Below are 13853 nucleotides of genomic sequence, written 5' to 3' on the forward strand. Positions count from 1 at the left end.
CATCACTCGTCGCCGGGTACGCCATAGCTGGGGGCTTTGGTGGGATCCAATGCGCGGATCACGTAATCCTGCATCTGAGGCTGATAAGCCTGCCACAGGGTGTTGAGCTCCTCGATGGGATCGGCCTCGGTCCAGTCAACGCGCAGATCAACAATAGGCCAGACTGGTTCAGCTATTATCGACAGCGCAGCCGAATGTACTGGCCCGGCCTCACCTCCCGCCTTCATACCTGCCTGCATGGCACAGATCAGGCGATCGGCGAGGTGCCCCTCGCTCCGCTCAAAGGCGTTTACCATCGCGACGATTACCTCGGGATTGGCGAGTAAATTTCCTGCCGCCACGCAATCCACACCACTCAACGCATGGTTCACTCCCAAGGTTTTTTCTCCGCTGAAGCAGGCACTTTGCCCATCAGCCGCCAGCACGGTGACCTGGCGATATTGATGATATTCGTCAGACGCCAGCCCGGCGGCTAAGGCGGCCTGAGCAGATTTTCCCTGCTGCAACTGGTCAAGAATGCGCGGGCCCAGCGCCGGTAAGGTGATGTTCTGTGTGGAAACGGCGCCCACCTGGGTGCGTAACCAAGGGCAGCGCGCGCCGACGGCAATACTGGATGAGCTAATGGCGATACCCATCTGACCGGTCTCGGCACAGCGTCCTACAATTGATAACGTCATGATCAGGCTCCTGCTTGTGGCTGCCAGTCGTCCGGGATAACCGCGATTACATCAATTTCCATCAGCCACTGCGGCTGACCCAGCCCTGAAATCACCAGTCCGGTTGAGATCGGATACACACCCTTCAGCCATTTACCCACGACCTGATAAACCGGCTCACGATAACGCGGGTCAATAATATAGGTGGTGGTTTTGACGATGTGTGACAGGTCGCTGCCCGCCTCTTCCAGCAGCTGCTTGACGTTTTTCATCGCCTGATCGGCCTGTGCAGCCGGATCGCCAAGCCCAATCAGATTGCCCTCGAAGTCAGTGCCAATCTGACCGCGTACGTAAACGGTATTCCCGGCACGCACAGCCTGGCAAAGATCGTTGTCGAGGTTTTGGTTAGGGTACGTTTCTTTGGTGTTGAATTTGCGGATGCGTGTATGTGTGCTCATGTCTGCCTGCGGAGATGAATGGATGTCCCGCAAGGTATACCGCGCGACGCGCAGCAGACAAAACAGCATTAACCGAGGTGTTGGTTAAGTAAATCCTAACCCGTTTATTTCGTTATGCAGGCAGGCATCTGCCATCAATAATTTGAGGGGGCCGTACCTTTCGCTACGGCCTTAGTGAATAATGTGAAGAGTGATGCATTACCCTTCACTGATTACCATCGCTCAAGCGTAAAGCTCTGCTTTACCCGCCGAAGAGAATAAGCGCATTTTGTGAGCGACAACTTCTCTCGCTGCCGCCATCGGTTTCAGGAACAATTCACTGGGTTCATGACTGCCGCGTTTAATCTCATCTTCGAGCGCCACAAAGAATGCTTTCTTCATATCGCTTGAGATATTAATTTTTCCTACACCGTGCTGAATAGCTTCTGCCACTTCACTGTCTTTATTGCCCGACCCGCCATGTAATACCAGGGGAATATCCACCCGTGCAGCGATCTCTTTGAGTCGTGGGATATCCAGTTTCGGCTGTTTGCCCACAGGATAAAGGCCATGTGAGGTGCCAATAGCGACTGCAAGGGTATCAACGCCTGTTTCTTTGACGAATCGCGCGGCCTGGTCAGGATCGGTATAGAGGATCTCACTGTGCCCCCCTTCTGAACTGCCTTCAGCAACACCGATGGTGCCCAACTCCGCTTCGACAGAAACCCCTGCTGCATGCGCTATTTCCGTCATTTTTCGCGTCAGGGCGATGTTGTCTTCAAATGCCAGCAAAGAGGCATCAATCATCACCGAGGTATAACCGGTCTGAATCGCTTTGATATTGTGTTCCAGTGACTGACCATGATCCTGATGAATAACCACCGGCACGCTGGCTTTGGCGGCTAATTCGCGTAAATAAACAATAAAGGCATCACCACAGAAATCATGCTCAACCGGATGCACTTCAAGAATCACGGGGGAACGTAACTCTTCTGCAACCTCAATCACCAGGCGCGCGAATTCTGCTGAAGCGATATTAAAAGCGCCTACGCCAAACTTATTATTTTTAGCCACGCTCAAAAGATTCTTCATGTTGATTAACATCTTTCACTCCTTCAGTCAGGGTCTGATTAACGTCTTTTTTGATGACACGTAGGATCACTGCCGTGAATAACGCACCGGCAGCAATTGCGAAGATATAAGCCAATACATGTGTAATCACATTGGGGATAAACAGCACGAACACCCCACCGTGCGGTGCGCGAGAAGCACAGCCGAGCCCCATCGAAAGTGCCCCGGCCAAGCCAGAACCCGCACAGATAGCAGGAATCACACGCAGAGGATCAGAAACAGCGTAGGGAATGGCCCCCTCGGTGATAAATGAGAGCCCTAATACATAGGTGACTTTTCCGGTTTCACGCTCTTGCGCGGTAAATTTACGTTTGAATAACGTGGTCGCCAGCGCAATACCGATTGGAGGAACCATGCCCGCTGCCATGCAGGCCGCAATGGGTTCATAGATTCCGGTCGACATTAATCCGATAGCAAACATGCAGACGGTTTTATTTAACGGTCCCCCCATATCAAATGCCACCATGATGCCAATCATTAAGCCCATCACCGCAGCATTCATATTTCCCATGGTTTGCAAGAAGGTGGTTAATGCCTCTAGCAACAATTTGATAGGCTGACCAATAACCAGAATCATCAGTGCTCCGGTCAGCAGCACCGTCAATAATGGTACGATCAGAATAGGTTTGAGCCCGGCCAGTGCTTTTGGCAATTGAATATATTTTACTACAAATAACGTGATATACCCGGCGAGGAACCCTGCAAACAAGGCACCTAAAAAACCCGCACCGGTATGCACCGCTAACATGCCGCCTACCGCGCCAGAAACAATACCGAGGTTACCGCTGATGGATTTGCTGATCCCGAGGGACAATATCGGCAGCATCAGCGCGAAAGCCGCGCCGCCTCCGACATCGGATAACATTTTGGCGATGGGGCTGAAATTCGCATCACCCGGCGTAGCGGCCGTGATGCCGAATGAGAAACTGAGTGCAATCAATATTCCGCCGGCCACCACAAAGGGGATCATCAGATTCACGCCGGTGATCAGATGGATATAAAGTTGAGAGGCTAATGACTTTCCACCAGAGAAATTGGGGGCATCATCAATCCTGACTGAGGAGGTCTCCCCGGCTAATTCGGGTTTTAGTGCACCGTTCACAATATTATTCAACAAGCCAGTGGCATCCTTGGCCGCACGTGCCACCGGAACTTTGAATATACGCTTTCCTTTAAACCTTCCGGTATCAATCATTTTATCTGCCGCAATCAGCACCGCGTCGGCATTATTAATATCCTCGTCAGTGAAATGGTATTCACTCTCCACTGCTCCATGGGTTTCCACTAAGATATCTATGCCCATTTTAGCCGCGCTCTTTTTCAGATTCGCTTCAGCTATATAGGTGTGTGCTACGCCTGTTGGACAGGCGGTAATTGCAATGAGTCTCATGAGAAAACTCCAGATAGATAAGTTTATAATCCGGTATTGTTGACAATTAAGCGGTACAACGCTTCACGACTCTCAGCCTGCATAAGTTGCTCAACAATTTCATCATCACCAAGTGCGACTGATACACTGGCTAATACTTTGATATGCCCGATGCCGCTATCCGCGTTTCTGACGGCAAACAGAATAACCAGCCGGACGGCAACCTCATCTTCTGTTTCCCAGTCAACAGGGTGCCGTAATTGGGCCACCGCCATTCGCGTTTCGCGCACGGCTGGTGACTTACCGTGGGGGATGGCAACCTGATTATCAAAGCCGGTTGGGCCAAGTTCTTCACGTGCCAGGACATCGCGAATAAAGAGGGCTTTATCGCTAATAATATTCTCTGCAAATAGCAATTGTGACAGATACTCGATCACCTCTACCTTATTGCCTGCCACTAAATCGGTAACAACACAGGAGCGGCTAAGAATATCTGAGACTACCACCTTATCGAGCATCATCACTCTCCTTTATAATTTTAGTGAAAATTATCTTTTCAGAAACTCTTGCAATATCTTTTTTTGAAAAAAGCGCTGAGACATAGGCAATGGGTAACTCAACGCCTTCTAATTTGATGGTTGATACAATGAGATCGCAGTTTTTTATGCCTAACGTGGCACTTAACTGGCTTCCAGGCACAATGTCGACGATTTCCCACTCAGGGAATGCACGATTAATACGGCTGGCTAATAGCTGAGAGGTGCCGACGCCGCTGGAACAAACAATAATGATTTTCTTACAGGCACTGAATTTCTCTAACGCAGTCTGAATATAAAGCGTAAGGTAAGCGACTTCATCGTCAGAAGTGGCCGGATAATCAAAATTCACGCTGAGTTTTTCCGTGGCACATCTGACAGTTTCAAACGCGCGGCCAAATTCCAATTTGATGTCCTCTAATAGAGGATTATGAATAGCGATGCCATATGCGAGGCGGTTGAGCATCGGCTTAATATGCTGAGCCAAATCACGGCGTAGTTTTGCGTCCAGGATAAGATTGAGACCGAGCTCCTGCGAGCAGGCAGCGATAAATCTGCTAGCATATTCATCTGCTTCACTGTGTTGCGGTAATGAATTTCCTGCATCAGCCTTTAATACATGATGGCCGGATGAAATAATATATTGATAGATATAACTGACTTCGATTTCTGGCAGGCGTAAATTGTACTCTTGTTCCAGCCATGACACGGCTTTCTCTGCGATCATCCACTCTTTACAACTGTGTCGATGAAAGCTTGTGATCGTGGGTTGCTCCGCTAAACCAGAGACGCGCTGAATAGTGACCAACAGATGAGAGAACAAATTAGTGTAGTAAGGCTCACTGATGGCTATTGAGAGTTCGCTTTCAATAAAGCCAATTAAAGAGGTACAATTTTCGACATTCACTTTCCCAAACTGATCCACTAATTTTGTGCGAGAAAAGCGGTCAATGCGGCTATCTACCATTTGATAGTGGCTGAATACACTATTAGTAATAATCTCTTTTAACGCCATCCGAATATTCAGGTCGTCACCGCAGAGATGCGTGCCGGAGTGGTCTTTCACCATCCTCAAAGCAAAACCAGCAACCCAAAGCTCAACTTTCTTCAGGTCTTCGACAATGGAAGAGCGACTCACGTAATACTTTTCGGCCAACGCACTGATGGAAATCGGCTGAGGCGACTGCGTTAATAAATCCGTCGCAATGCCTACTAAACGCTTGGTCGTAAAAATCTCACCCTCTATTCCTGTCACACTGACATAGACACGATTAAATGGCGAACCGCCATCATAACGCAGCCCAAGGCCTGGCTTACTTTTAATGTGGCTATTCTGATCACCAAGAGACGTATTAATCACTTCAATATCACGACGTAAGGTGCTCACTGAGATCGCAAATGATTCCGCAACACGATTAGCGGCTACCCAATCATTTTCAGCCGCAAGATAATCGATAATTCCGCTTTGTCTCTTGTTCAGTGTTGTCATTATTGAAGACCCTGCGCCATTCCATGAATAGCTTTATAAAAGGTTTTGATCCTGGCTTAAATACTAAATGATGGACAGATTGTGGACATATCGTTGAACACTTAAATTTCTTTTTGTGGGTGTTCCCGATAAAAGAAAGTTGTTGGCGTACTCAGGAATTGCGGATGAAGGATTAATAATGACGGGGTTATCAATTTGAGAAATCTTGTCGCTTTAAAGCGTCTCTAAATTTTAAAAATGTGACATTCAAACTGGCAATGCATCGTTTCCGCACTACACCTTTCAACCTGCCGAATCAGGTGACATTAATATCGTTAACCAAATAGTTCAGCTGATTTGCGAAAATCTGACCGCCATTACGCGGTCAGATACAGAGAGTGACAGCAGGCTATGCACGCATTAACGACCTGACCAGCTCACCCGCAGGCATTTCACGTGCCAGCGCCGCTCCCTGCCCAGCCCACTGCGCGCCAAAGCCGTGGTGCTGTTTCGCCGCAGCGACAGCGGCAAGCGCTTTGCCCAGCGAATAGGTCAACGGATAATCCGGTACATCACTGTTGGCGAAGTCACGACTAAAATCGCAGAAATCATTGCGTAAACAGCGCGCCTGACGTCCAGAAATCGCAGCAGTAAGTTCGGTGCCGGTTGCTCTGGCCTGTTTCATTGCCGCGCGATATGCCGCGTTTGCCGCCGATTCCGGGCATAACACAAAGGCGGTACCCAACTGCACACCGTTTGCGCCCAGTTGCAACATGGCAGCGATACCTGAACCCTCCATGATGCCACCCGCCGCAATCACCGGATGCGCAGTTTGCTGACGGATCGCCTGCACCAGGGTGAAGGTCGACATTTGATGGTCGAAAGCCTGAGGATCAAAATGTCCTCGATGCCCGCCTGCTTCAATCCCCTGCGCCACGATGAAATCAATGCCGCTGCGCGCGATGGTCAATGCTTCTGCCACACTGGTCGCGGTGGCCAGCAACACGATCCCACGCTCCTTGAATCGTTGAATCACTGCCGCGGAAGGGATGCCAAAATGAAAGCTCACTGCTGCCGGGGCCGCCTGCTCAATCACACTGAGCATCGCGTCATTATTCAGGAAGGTTTGATAGATCTCCGAGAGAGCCGAAGGTAACTCGGCTTCATAACGCACAAACAACGGCGCAAAGCGATTAATCCACGCTTGCTCGCGTTCAACGTCGCGTACCGCTGGCGCATGGCAAAAGAGGTTGACGTTGATGGGGCCTCGGGTGAGCGCCTGCGTTTGCGCGATCATCACAGCTGCCTGTTCCGGAGTGGAGGCCCCCACACCGATAGAACCTAGCGCACCGGCATTGGTGACGGCGGCGGCCATTTCAGGGGTGGAGACGCCCGCCATCGGTGCCTGAATAAGCGGGTATTCCAGCTGAAGCGCCTGACACAGGGCGTTCGTCATGTTGCTATTCCTTTGATTTTGCAGTTGGGCAAACCTAAAGTCCCCTTCTGCGGCAGAGAAATCAACCCCAAATGTAGACCAGGAACCTCAACAGCACAGCGTGCAACGTAGAACGGTAAACCAAACGAGGGAATGAGACTAATTCGCAGGAGATAAACAGAGAGGGCAAGTTGCGCCCTCTGGAGAGTTAATAATTGAATTTACGTTTCTCTTCATCTTTTGCATTGGGCGCGGCAATTAAATTCCACAACGCTTTGCCGAGACGCAACAGACTTTTACCCGGTTTGATGTAGGAATTTTCAATGATGCCATTACTTACCGCGCAGAATATCACATCAATTTTCTTCACACTTCCTTTGGCGCGATGCCTTCCATATGCCTTATGCGGGAGTGCCGTGCGCGCTATCAGATTACAGGTTGACCCTTTCATTTCAGCCTCACAGTATATCCGTGAATTCGTAAGGGAATAATTGCACCAGCACGCAATGTTGGTCAACCTGACACCAAAGTGGAAATAATATAAAAATTCACATCAATATAATGTTTATCACCCACTGCCACGTAAAAATCAGCGTAATCAACAAGATAATTAATTAACAATTCATTCATATCCTTTTCTTATTTTTGTGAAATGGGACATGATTGATGTTTTTCTTTATACCGAATCTCACGCTTTGAAATTCAGATAAGCGGTGAAAATAATAAAGCCCATCCCGCATTGATAGCGTGTGGGCTTTACATCAAAAAAGTGAGGATTATTGAATTAATCTCTCAACATCCCGCCGTCGTTTGCGATAATCGGCGGGCGTTTCACCATACTGTTTTCGGAACCAGGAAATAAGATGTGAAGCATCAGAAAAACCGCATGATTTCGCGACACTGTTAATACTCACATTACTGCTGGTCATTAATTTTCGCGCATGCTCTAGCCGCATTTTACGCCAGTGAACGGCTGCGGTATCACCGGTGCTGTGCAAAAATGCCTGGTTCAGCTGACGAAGGTTAATCTGCATGGCATGCGTCAGGGTTTGCAACGGCTCAGGCGAAGACAGATGCTGCTGCATGTACGCAACGGTGCGCTTCACCAACTCGTCATCATAGTTTTTTAGCTCCCCGCCCATGCTGGAGCGTGCTGTGGAGACTTGCCGCTTTTTACTCTCTTCCATCAACAGGTACTTCTGCACTTTCTTCGCCCGCAACTCACCACAATGCTGCAGGATGATATCCATGGCCAAATCGCGCGCGGTGCCAACCGGACAGGAAATGACCCCGCCGTCACTCAGGTAGGTTTGATCGATCACCGGCGTCACCGAAGGGAAGCGCTGTCGAAATTCATCGCGCGTCGTAAAGTGAATCGCACACTTCTTGCCTTCCAGCAAGCCAGCCTGGGCCGCCATAAAGGTCGCACTGCAAAGGGTAATAATGGGGATACGTCGCGCCTGTAGTGACCGCATCGTCTCCAGCAGCCACGCTGGCGAATCGCGCGTCTCATCGAGCAGGCCACCGGCAAACACCACGTAATCCCACTGATCGTCCAGGTTAAAAGGCGCGGTTGGCGTAATCTGCAAGCCACAGCTGGACGTCACGGGCTGATTATCGCTGCTCATCCACTCCCACTGACAGAAAATCTGACGACTGAGGAAAGACACATCCGCCGCAAAGCGGATGGGTTCGATCAGTTCTGACACGCAGTGCAGCGTGAACTTGTTGATCAGCACAAAGCCGATGCGAATGTCAGGCCGCAGCGGCAATGCCGGTTCGTCAGTGGCTGGATTCGGATAATTGTCCATCTCCACTGCACCTTACCGTGAGAACACCACGGTGCGATTTTCATACAGGAACACTCTGCGCTCGGCATAACACGAGACCGCATGTGCCAGCGTTAAGCGCTCGATATCGCGCCCTTTATCCACCAGATCGTCAGCGTAATCGGCGTGACTCACCACCTCGACTTTTTGGCTGATGATTGGCCCTTCATCGAGATCTTCATTGATGAAGTGCGCGGTGGCCCCCACCAGTTTTACCCCTTTGTCGTAGGCCTGGTGATAAGGCTTAGCGCCTTTAAACCCGGGTAACAAGGAGTGATGGATGTTGATGGCACGACCCGACAGCTTCTGACACATCTCCGCCGACATCACCTGCATGTAACGCGCCAGCACCACCAGTTCCGCTCCCGTCTCCTGCACCACCTGCCAGATTTGTTGCTCCTGTTCCGCACGATTCGCCGCAGAGACAGGGAAATAGTGGTAAGGCAAACCATGCCAGGCCACGATGGGCTCCAGCAGCGGATGGTTAGAGATCACCGCTTTGATATCAATCGCCAGCTTACCGGCGCGATGGCGATATAACAGATCGTTGAGACAGTGATCGGTTTTCGACACCATGATCACCACCGGCACTTTATAGCCGGGTTCGGTGAGTTCGAATGACATGTCAAAGTCAGCCGCGCGCGTGCTGAATTCATCACGAAATGCCGCCGCATCAAAGCTTTCGGTCTGCGGTTCAAATACAGTGCGGATGAAAAATCGCTGCGCGCATTTGTCATCAAAACTATGCTGCTCATTGATGTAACAACGCTGTTCCTTAAGAAAGCGCGTGACTACGTCCACGCTGCCCAGTTTACTCGGGCATTGGGCGGTCAAAATCCAGTTGGCATTACTACGACTCATAAAAGACCCTCACATCATTGGCAACTGAGCCGAATGGCGGCGGCCTGCAGGCCACCGCGTAAAATGGGCGACGATGTCACCTCAGGACAGCACGCTAATGCCATATTCCGCGCCGGCATCCAGCAGCCAGCGATAGCTGTAGTCCGCAAAACTGCGGCGCACCACCAGTTCCCAACGATCTTCTGTTGGGCGACGCAGGATCACCGTGATGGTGGCAAAGCAGGTCATCACACCTTTACCTACCGGGAAATTCTGCGGATGAACGTCATACACCACCGATTTTTTCAGCAGATTGATCACCTGTTCACCGCGCAACTCCAGCAAGGTTTGCCCGCCGCCAATGTTCACAATCGCGTAGTGCGCATCGCCGAGCGCAGCGCGTAACTGCTGCTCAATGGCATACTCTTCACCCTGCGGCACAATCAGCAGCCACTCGTCCGGTGACATCCACTGCGCGCTGTATGCACCGGCTTGCGTCAGGGATAAAGGCTGCGCGGGCAGAGAGAGCTGTAATACGGCGCGCAGCGCTTTATCCAACTCGATAGCCGATCCGCGCAGCGTCAGATGACCGAGGTCTGCGCGCTCGCGCAATGTGATATCCGAGGCGCCCGCTACCGTGGGAACACCCGTTTTGATATAGCTCCACACCAGCGGAGATTCGCCCATCTCCGGCGTCGCAGGATGTGCATTAAAGAGGTTGGCAGTGAGGGTCTCAGACATTCTGGCGCTCTCCTTTTGGATCGATAAACACGGAGCTAACAATTTTGGCTTCAGTGAATTGGCCGTCTGAACTGGCAAGCCAGACGGTTTCGCCCATGCGGTGATGTCCGCGTGTCACCACGGCCATGGCAAAGCCGCTGTCCAGCGTCGGGCTGTAGTAACTGGAGGTGACGTGGCCATACATCGGCACAGGCACCGCGTGCTGTGGATCGAACACCACCTGCGCACCCTCTTCCAGCACCACTTTAGGATCTTTCGGTAACAGCCCCACCAGCTGTTTACGATCCTCGCGCAGCACATCGGATCGGGTGTGCGATCGTTTACCGATCCACGAGAACGGTTTGTCGTTACCCACGCACCACTCCATGCCGAGATCGTGCGGTGTCATTGATCCGTCGGTGTCCTGACCGCCAATAATGAACCCCTTCTCCGCACGCAATACGTGCATGGTTTCTGTCCCATAAGGGGTGAGGTTGTATTTCTTGCCGTGCGCGAACAGTACCTGCCAGACATGCAACGCATAGTTGGCTTGCACGTTGATTTCATACGCCAACTCGCCGGTGAACGAGATGCGGAACACGCGAGCCGGAACATCCGCCACCTTGCCTTCACGCCAGTCCATGAACTTAAAGCTGTCTCGCGCTAAATCGATATCGCTGAACTCCGCCAGCAGATCGCGGGCTTTAGGCCCGGTGACAGTGATGGTGGCCCAGTGATCGGTGACCGAGTTGAAGTAAACCTGCAGTTCCGGCCACTCGGTTTGATGCCAGAGTTCCAGCCACTCCAGCACGGTGGCGGCATTGCCGGTGCTGGTGGTCATCAGGAAGTGATTCTGGCCAAGGCAGCTGGTGGTGCCGTCATCAAACACCATGCCATCGTCGCGACACATCAGGCCGTAGCGCACACGGCCCACCGGCAGTTTGGCCCATTTGTTGGTGTAGACGCGTTCGAGGAATTCACGCGCATCCGGCCCCTGAATATCGATTTTGCCGAGGGTTGAGGCATCGAGCACGCCAACGCTTTCCCGCACTGCGCGACATTCACGTACCACCGCCTGATGCATCGTCTCCAGTTGCCCGTTGACGCGCTGCGGGAAATACCAGGGGCGCTTCCACTGCCCGACATCTTCAAATATCGCACCCTTTTCCACGTGCCACTGATGCAACGCGGTAAAGCGCTCCGGCTGGAACAGCTCGTTGCAGTGGCGTCCGGTCACTGCGCCAAAGGCCACAGGCGTGTAGTTGGGGCGGAACATGGTGGTGCCAACTTCAGGAATGCTGTGATTCAATACCCGCGCCGCAATCGCCAGGCCATTGATATTGCCCAATTTGCCCTGATCAGTGCCGAAACCCATGACAGTGTAACGTTTGATATGTTCAATCGATTCAAAGCCTTCACGCGTAGCCAGCTCAATGGAAGCGGCCGTTACGTCATTCTGCAAATCGACAAACTGTTTCGGTGCGCGCATGGTGGTTTTCATGTGCGGCACCTGATACAGCGCCAGCGCCGGGCCATCGCGACGCGCCCGTGTTTGCGGCAGCGCCATCGGTTGCGGTGTGCCTCCGGTTTCTTCAGCAGCACGTTTTCCCGCCTCGAAACCGCTGCTGAGCACGTCAGGCAAGCTATAGATGCCCTGCGCGCCTCCCACTACCCTCATCCCTTTTACCTGGGGCGCCACAAAACCGAGGATATCGTCACGCCACTGCGGGCGCCCGCCGGTATGTGATGCGAGATGGATGACCGGACTGTAGCCACCCGAGCTGGCGACGGTGTCGCACACCAGACGCGTGGCGCTACCAACCACCACAAAGCTCTCACTGTTGATGCGGGCGATATCGACACTGCGCACGCGTGTTGCGCCTTGCGCTTCGATTACCGCGCTGCCGGTCATGATGGTGATGCCTTTGAGACGCGCCTGTTTCACCAACTCGCCGTCCGGACTCAGACGCGCATCGGCAATTGCCACCACTTCACGCCCGCTATCCAGCCAGTCCAGCGCTGCACGGTAGCCGTCATCATTGCTGGTGGAGACCACCAGTTTGTTGCCCGGCACGACGCCATAGCGATGGATATAGGTGGAAACCGCACCCGCCAGATAGTTACCGGGAATGTCGTTGACGCTGTACACCAATGGACGCTCATGCGCGCCGGTGGCCAGCACCACCCGCCCGGCACGTAACCGGTGCATACGTTGACGCGCCTGTTTGTGCCCCTTGATAACTGGCGCAGTGATCGACAGGTGATCGGTGCGACGCTCTAGCAGCGTGACAAAGTTGTGATCGTGATAGCCGTTGGCGGTGGTTTTTGCCAGCAGCTGCACATTGTCCAGCGCCTGCAAGGTTTGCAGCACATCGCGGGCCCACAGCGCGGCACCTTTCTCATCAATGATTTCGCGGCTATCCAGCAGACTGCCGCCCATCTCTTCCTGCTCATCCACCAGGATCACGCGCACCCCACTGCGCCCTGCGGCCAGCGCCGCAGCCAGTCCGGCTGGACCAGCGCCAATCACCAGCACATCGCAGTGCTGATTGAAGTGATCATAAATATCGGGATCGGCGACGGTTGGGCTGCGACCCAGACCGGCCCCTTTACGAATGTATTTTTCGTAGGTTTTCCACATCGATGCCGGCTGTTTAAAGGTTTTGTAGTAGAAACCTGGCGGCATAAAACGCCCACCGATTTTGCCTACTACGCCCATCAAATCGCGATCGACATTCGGCCAGCCGTTGGTGCTGACGGCTTCCAGCCCCTGATAAAGCGCTTGCTGAGTGGCACGCACGTTGGGGATCTGTTCCTGCTCTGCGCCACCGAGCTGTACCACTGCATTAGGCTCTTCCGCGCCAGCCGCAACGATGCCGCGTGGACGGGAGTATTTGAAGCTGCGATTGACCACATCAATGCCGTTGGCGATCAGCGCTGATGCCAGGGTGTCCCCGACAAAACCTTCCAGCGTTTTGCCATTGAAAGTGAAAGTGATTTTGCGGCTGCGATCGATGCGACCGCCCTGTTTGAGGCGATTGACCTGGCTCATGATGCGCCTCCGGCCTGCACTTTTACGTTCTCATTGGCCGCTTCTCGTGCTTCCTGGCGCACCGGTAAGGTCACCACTTCTGCCTGCACGTTTTTGCCTGGCTGCTCACCGATTTTGTAGGTTTCCAGGATCTCGTAGGTCACGGTATTGCGCGTGATATTAAAGAATTTTCGGCAACCCACCGCGTGCACCCAGAGTTCGTGATGCACGCCGCGTGGATTATCACGGAAGAACAAATAGTCGCCCCACTCTTCGTCACTGCAGGCTTCCGGATCCTTAGGGCGCGCCAGATGTGCCGGGCCTTTGGCATGAAACTCTTCTTCTTCGCGATGCTCCTGGCACCACGGGCAATAAATATGAAACATGTTGTCTTTCTCCCG

At 52.5% G+C, this 13853-nt stretch carries 13 protein-coding genes; all 13 read right to left on the bottom strand.

Going from position 1 to position 13853, the window contains the following annotated elements; genetic code table 11:
* Nucleotides 1–2 precede the first annotated feature (2 nt).
* The gene (locus AC6I8L_RS22280) at nucleotides 3–677 is read right to left on the bottom strand and encodes a DUF1028 domain-containing protein (protein ID WP_058961369.1); all 675 of its coding nucleotides are present in this window, start codon (nucleotides 675–677) and stop codon (nucleotides 3–5) included.
* 2 nt (nucleotides 678–679) lie between these two features.
* On the bottom strand, nucleotides 680–1114 hold the full coding sequence (locus AC6I8L_RS22285; RefSeq protein WP_045815588.1) for a RidA family protein: 435 nt from the start codon (nucleotides 1112–1114) through the stop codon (nucleotides 680–682).
* A gap of 222 nt (nucleotides 1115–1336) precedes the next feature.
* Nucleotides 1337–2197: a ketose-bisphosphate aldolase gene (locus AC6I8L_RS22290; protein WP_058961368.1), complete on the bottom strand. Its 861-nt coding sequence runs from the start codon at nucleotides 2195–2197 to the stop codon at nucleotides 1337–1339.
* On the bottom strand, nucleotides 2160–3614 hold the full coding sequence (locus AC6I8L_RS22295) for a PTS fructose transporter subunit IIC (protein WP_058961367.1): 1455 nt from the start codon (nucleotides 3612–3614) through the stop codon (nucleotides 2160–2162). Before AC6I8L_RS22295 ends, AC6I8L_RS22290 begins: the two co-directional genes overlap by 38 nt.
* A gap of 23 nt (nucleotides 3615–3637) precedes the next feature.
* Entirely contained in the window at nucleotides 3638–4114 is a 477-nt protein-coding gene (locus AC6I8L_RS22300) for a PTS sugar transporter subunit IIA (protein WP_236699770.1), read from the bottom strand.
* Nucleotides 4101–5618 (bottom strand): BglG family transcription antiterminator, encoded by a 1518-nt coding sequence (locus AC6I8L_RS22305; protein WP_058961365.1) that lies wholly within the window; start codon nucleotides 5616–5618, stop codon nucleotides 4101–4103. Before AC6I8L_RS22305 ends, AC6I8L_RS22300 begins: the two co-directional genes overlap by 14 nt.
* A 388-nt stretch (nucleotides 5619–6006) precedes the next feature.
* On the bottom strand, nucleotides 6007–7053 hold the full coding sequence (locus AC6I8L_RS22310) for an NAD(P)H-dependent flavin oxidoreductase (RefSeq protein WP_058961364.1): 1047 nt from the start codon (nucleotides 7051–7053) through the stop codon (nucleotides 6007–6009).
* 187 nt (nucleotides 7054–7240) lie between these two features.
* Nucleotides 7241–7483: a hypothetical protein gene (locus AC6I8L_RS22315; RefSeq protein WP_153012315.1), complete on the bottom strand. Its 243-nt coding sequence runs from the start codon at nucleotides 7481–7483 to the stop codon at nucleotides 7241–7243.
* A 325-nt stretch (nucleotides 7484–7808) separates the two neighbouring features.
* The gene (locus AC6I8L_RS22320) at nucleotides 7809–8843 is read right to left on the bottom strand and encodes a GlxA family transcriptional regulator (RefSeq protein WP_058961363.1); all 1035 of its coding nucleotides are present in this window, start codon (nucleotides 8841–8843) and stop codon (nucleotides 7809–7811) included.
* Between the two features lie 12 nt (nucleotides 8844–8855).
* Nucleotides 8856–9722, bottom strand: coding sequence for a formyltetrahydrofolate deformylase (purU, locus tag AC6I8L_RS22325; protein WP_058961362.1), 867 nt, complete (start codon nucleotides 9720–9722; stop codon nucleotides 8856–8858).
* An 81-nt stretch (nucleotides 9723–9803) separates the two neighbouring features.
* Nucleotides 9804–10442 carry a sarcosine oxidase subunit gamma gene (locus AC6I8L_RS22330; RefSeq protein WP_058961361.1) on the bottom strand — a complete coding sequence of 213 codons (639 nt, stop codon included), beginning with the start codon at nucleotides 10440–10442 and terminating at the stop codon, nucleotides 9804–9806.
* The gene (locus AC6I8L_RS22335) at nucleotides 10435–13473 is read right to left on the bottom strand and encodes a sarcosine oxidase subunit alpha family protein (protein WP_058961360.1); all 3039 of its coding nucleotides are present in this window, start codon (nucleotides 13471–13473) and stop codon (nucleotides 10435–10437) included. The genes AC6I8L_RS22330 and AC6I8L_RS22335 overlap by 8 nt, the downstream gene beginning before the upstream one ends.
* Nucleotides 13470–13838, bottom strand: a complete 369-nt coding sequence (locus AC6I8L_RS22340) for a sarcosine oxidase subunit delta (protein ID WP_034824015.1) — start codon at nucleotides 13836–13838, stop codon at nucleotides 13470–13472. Before AC6I8L_RS22340 ends, AC6I8L_RS22335 begins: the two co-directional genes overlap by 4 nt.
* Between the last annotated feature and the right edge of the window lie 15 nt (nucleotides 13839–13853).

Source organism: Type-E symbiont of Plautia stali (genome assembly GCF_059731115.1).

Excerpts from the sequence above, each read along its gene's own strand:
- AC6I8L_RS22315 (WP_153012315.1), bottom strand. The coding sequence starts at position 7,483 with ATGAAAGGGTCAACCTGTAATCTGATAGCGCGCACGGCACTCCCGCAT.
- AC6I8L_RS22320 (WP_058961363.1), bottom strand. The coding sequence starts at position 8,843 with ATGGACAATTATCCGAATCCAGCCACTGACGAACCGGCATTGCCGCTG.
- AC6I8L_RS22290 (WP_058961368.1), bottom strand. The coding sequence starts at position 2,197 with ATGTTAATCAACATGAAGAATCTTTTGAGCGTGGCTAAAAATAATAAG.
- AC6I8L_RS22305 (WP_058961365.1), bottom strand. The coding sequence starts at position 5,618 with ATGACAACACTGAACAAGAGACAAAGCGGAATTATCGATTATCTTGCG.
- AC6I8L_RS22310 (WP_058961364.1), bottom strand. The coding sequence starts at position 7,053 with ATGACGAACGCCCTGTGTCAGGCGCTTCAGCTGGAATACCCGCTTATT.
- AC6I8L_RS22340 (WP_034824015.1), bottom strand. The coding sequence starts at position 13,838 with ATGTTTCATATTTATTGCCCGTGGTGCCAGGAGCATCGCGAAGAAGAA.
- AC6I8L_RS22300 (WP_236699770.1), bottom strand. The coding sequence starts at position 4,114 with ATGATGCTCGATAAGGTGGTAGTCTCAGATATTCTTAGCCGCTCCTGT.
- AC6I8L_RS22295 (WP_058961367.1), bottom strand. The coding sequence starts at position 3,614 with ATGAGACTCATTGCAATTACCGCCTGTCCAACAGGCGTAGCACACACC.
- AC6I8L_RS22330 (WP_058961361.1), bottom strand. The coding sequence starts at position 10,442 with ATGTCTGAGACCCTCACTGCCAACCTCTTTAATGCACATCCTGCGACG.
- AC6I8L_RS22285 (WP_045815588.1), bottom strand. The coding sequence starts at position 1,114 with ATGAGCACACATACACGCATCCGCAAATTCAACACCAAAGAAACGTAC.
- AC6I8L_RS22280 (WP_058961369.1), bottom strand. The coding sequence starts at position 677 with ATGACGTTATCAATTGTAGGACGCTGTGCCGAGACCGGTCAGATGGGT.
- AC6I8L_RS22335 (WP_058961360.1), bottom strand. The coding sequence starts at position 13,473 with ATGAGCCAGGTCAATCGCCTCAAACAGGGCGGTCGCATCGATCGCAGC.
- purU (WP_058961362.1), bottom strand. The coding sequence starts at position 9,722 with ATGAGTCGTAGTAATGCCAACTGGATTTTGACCGCCCAATGCCCGAGT.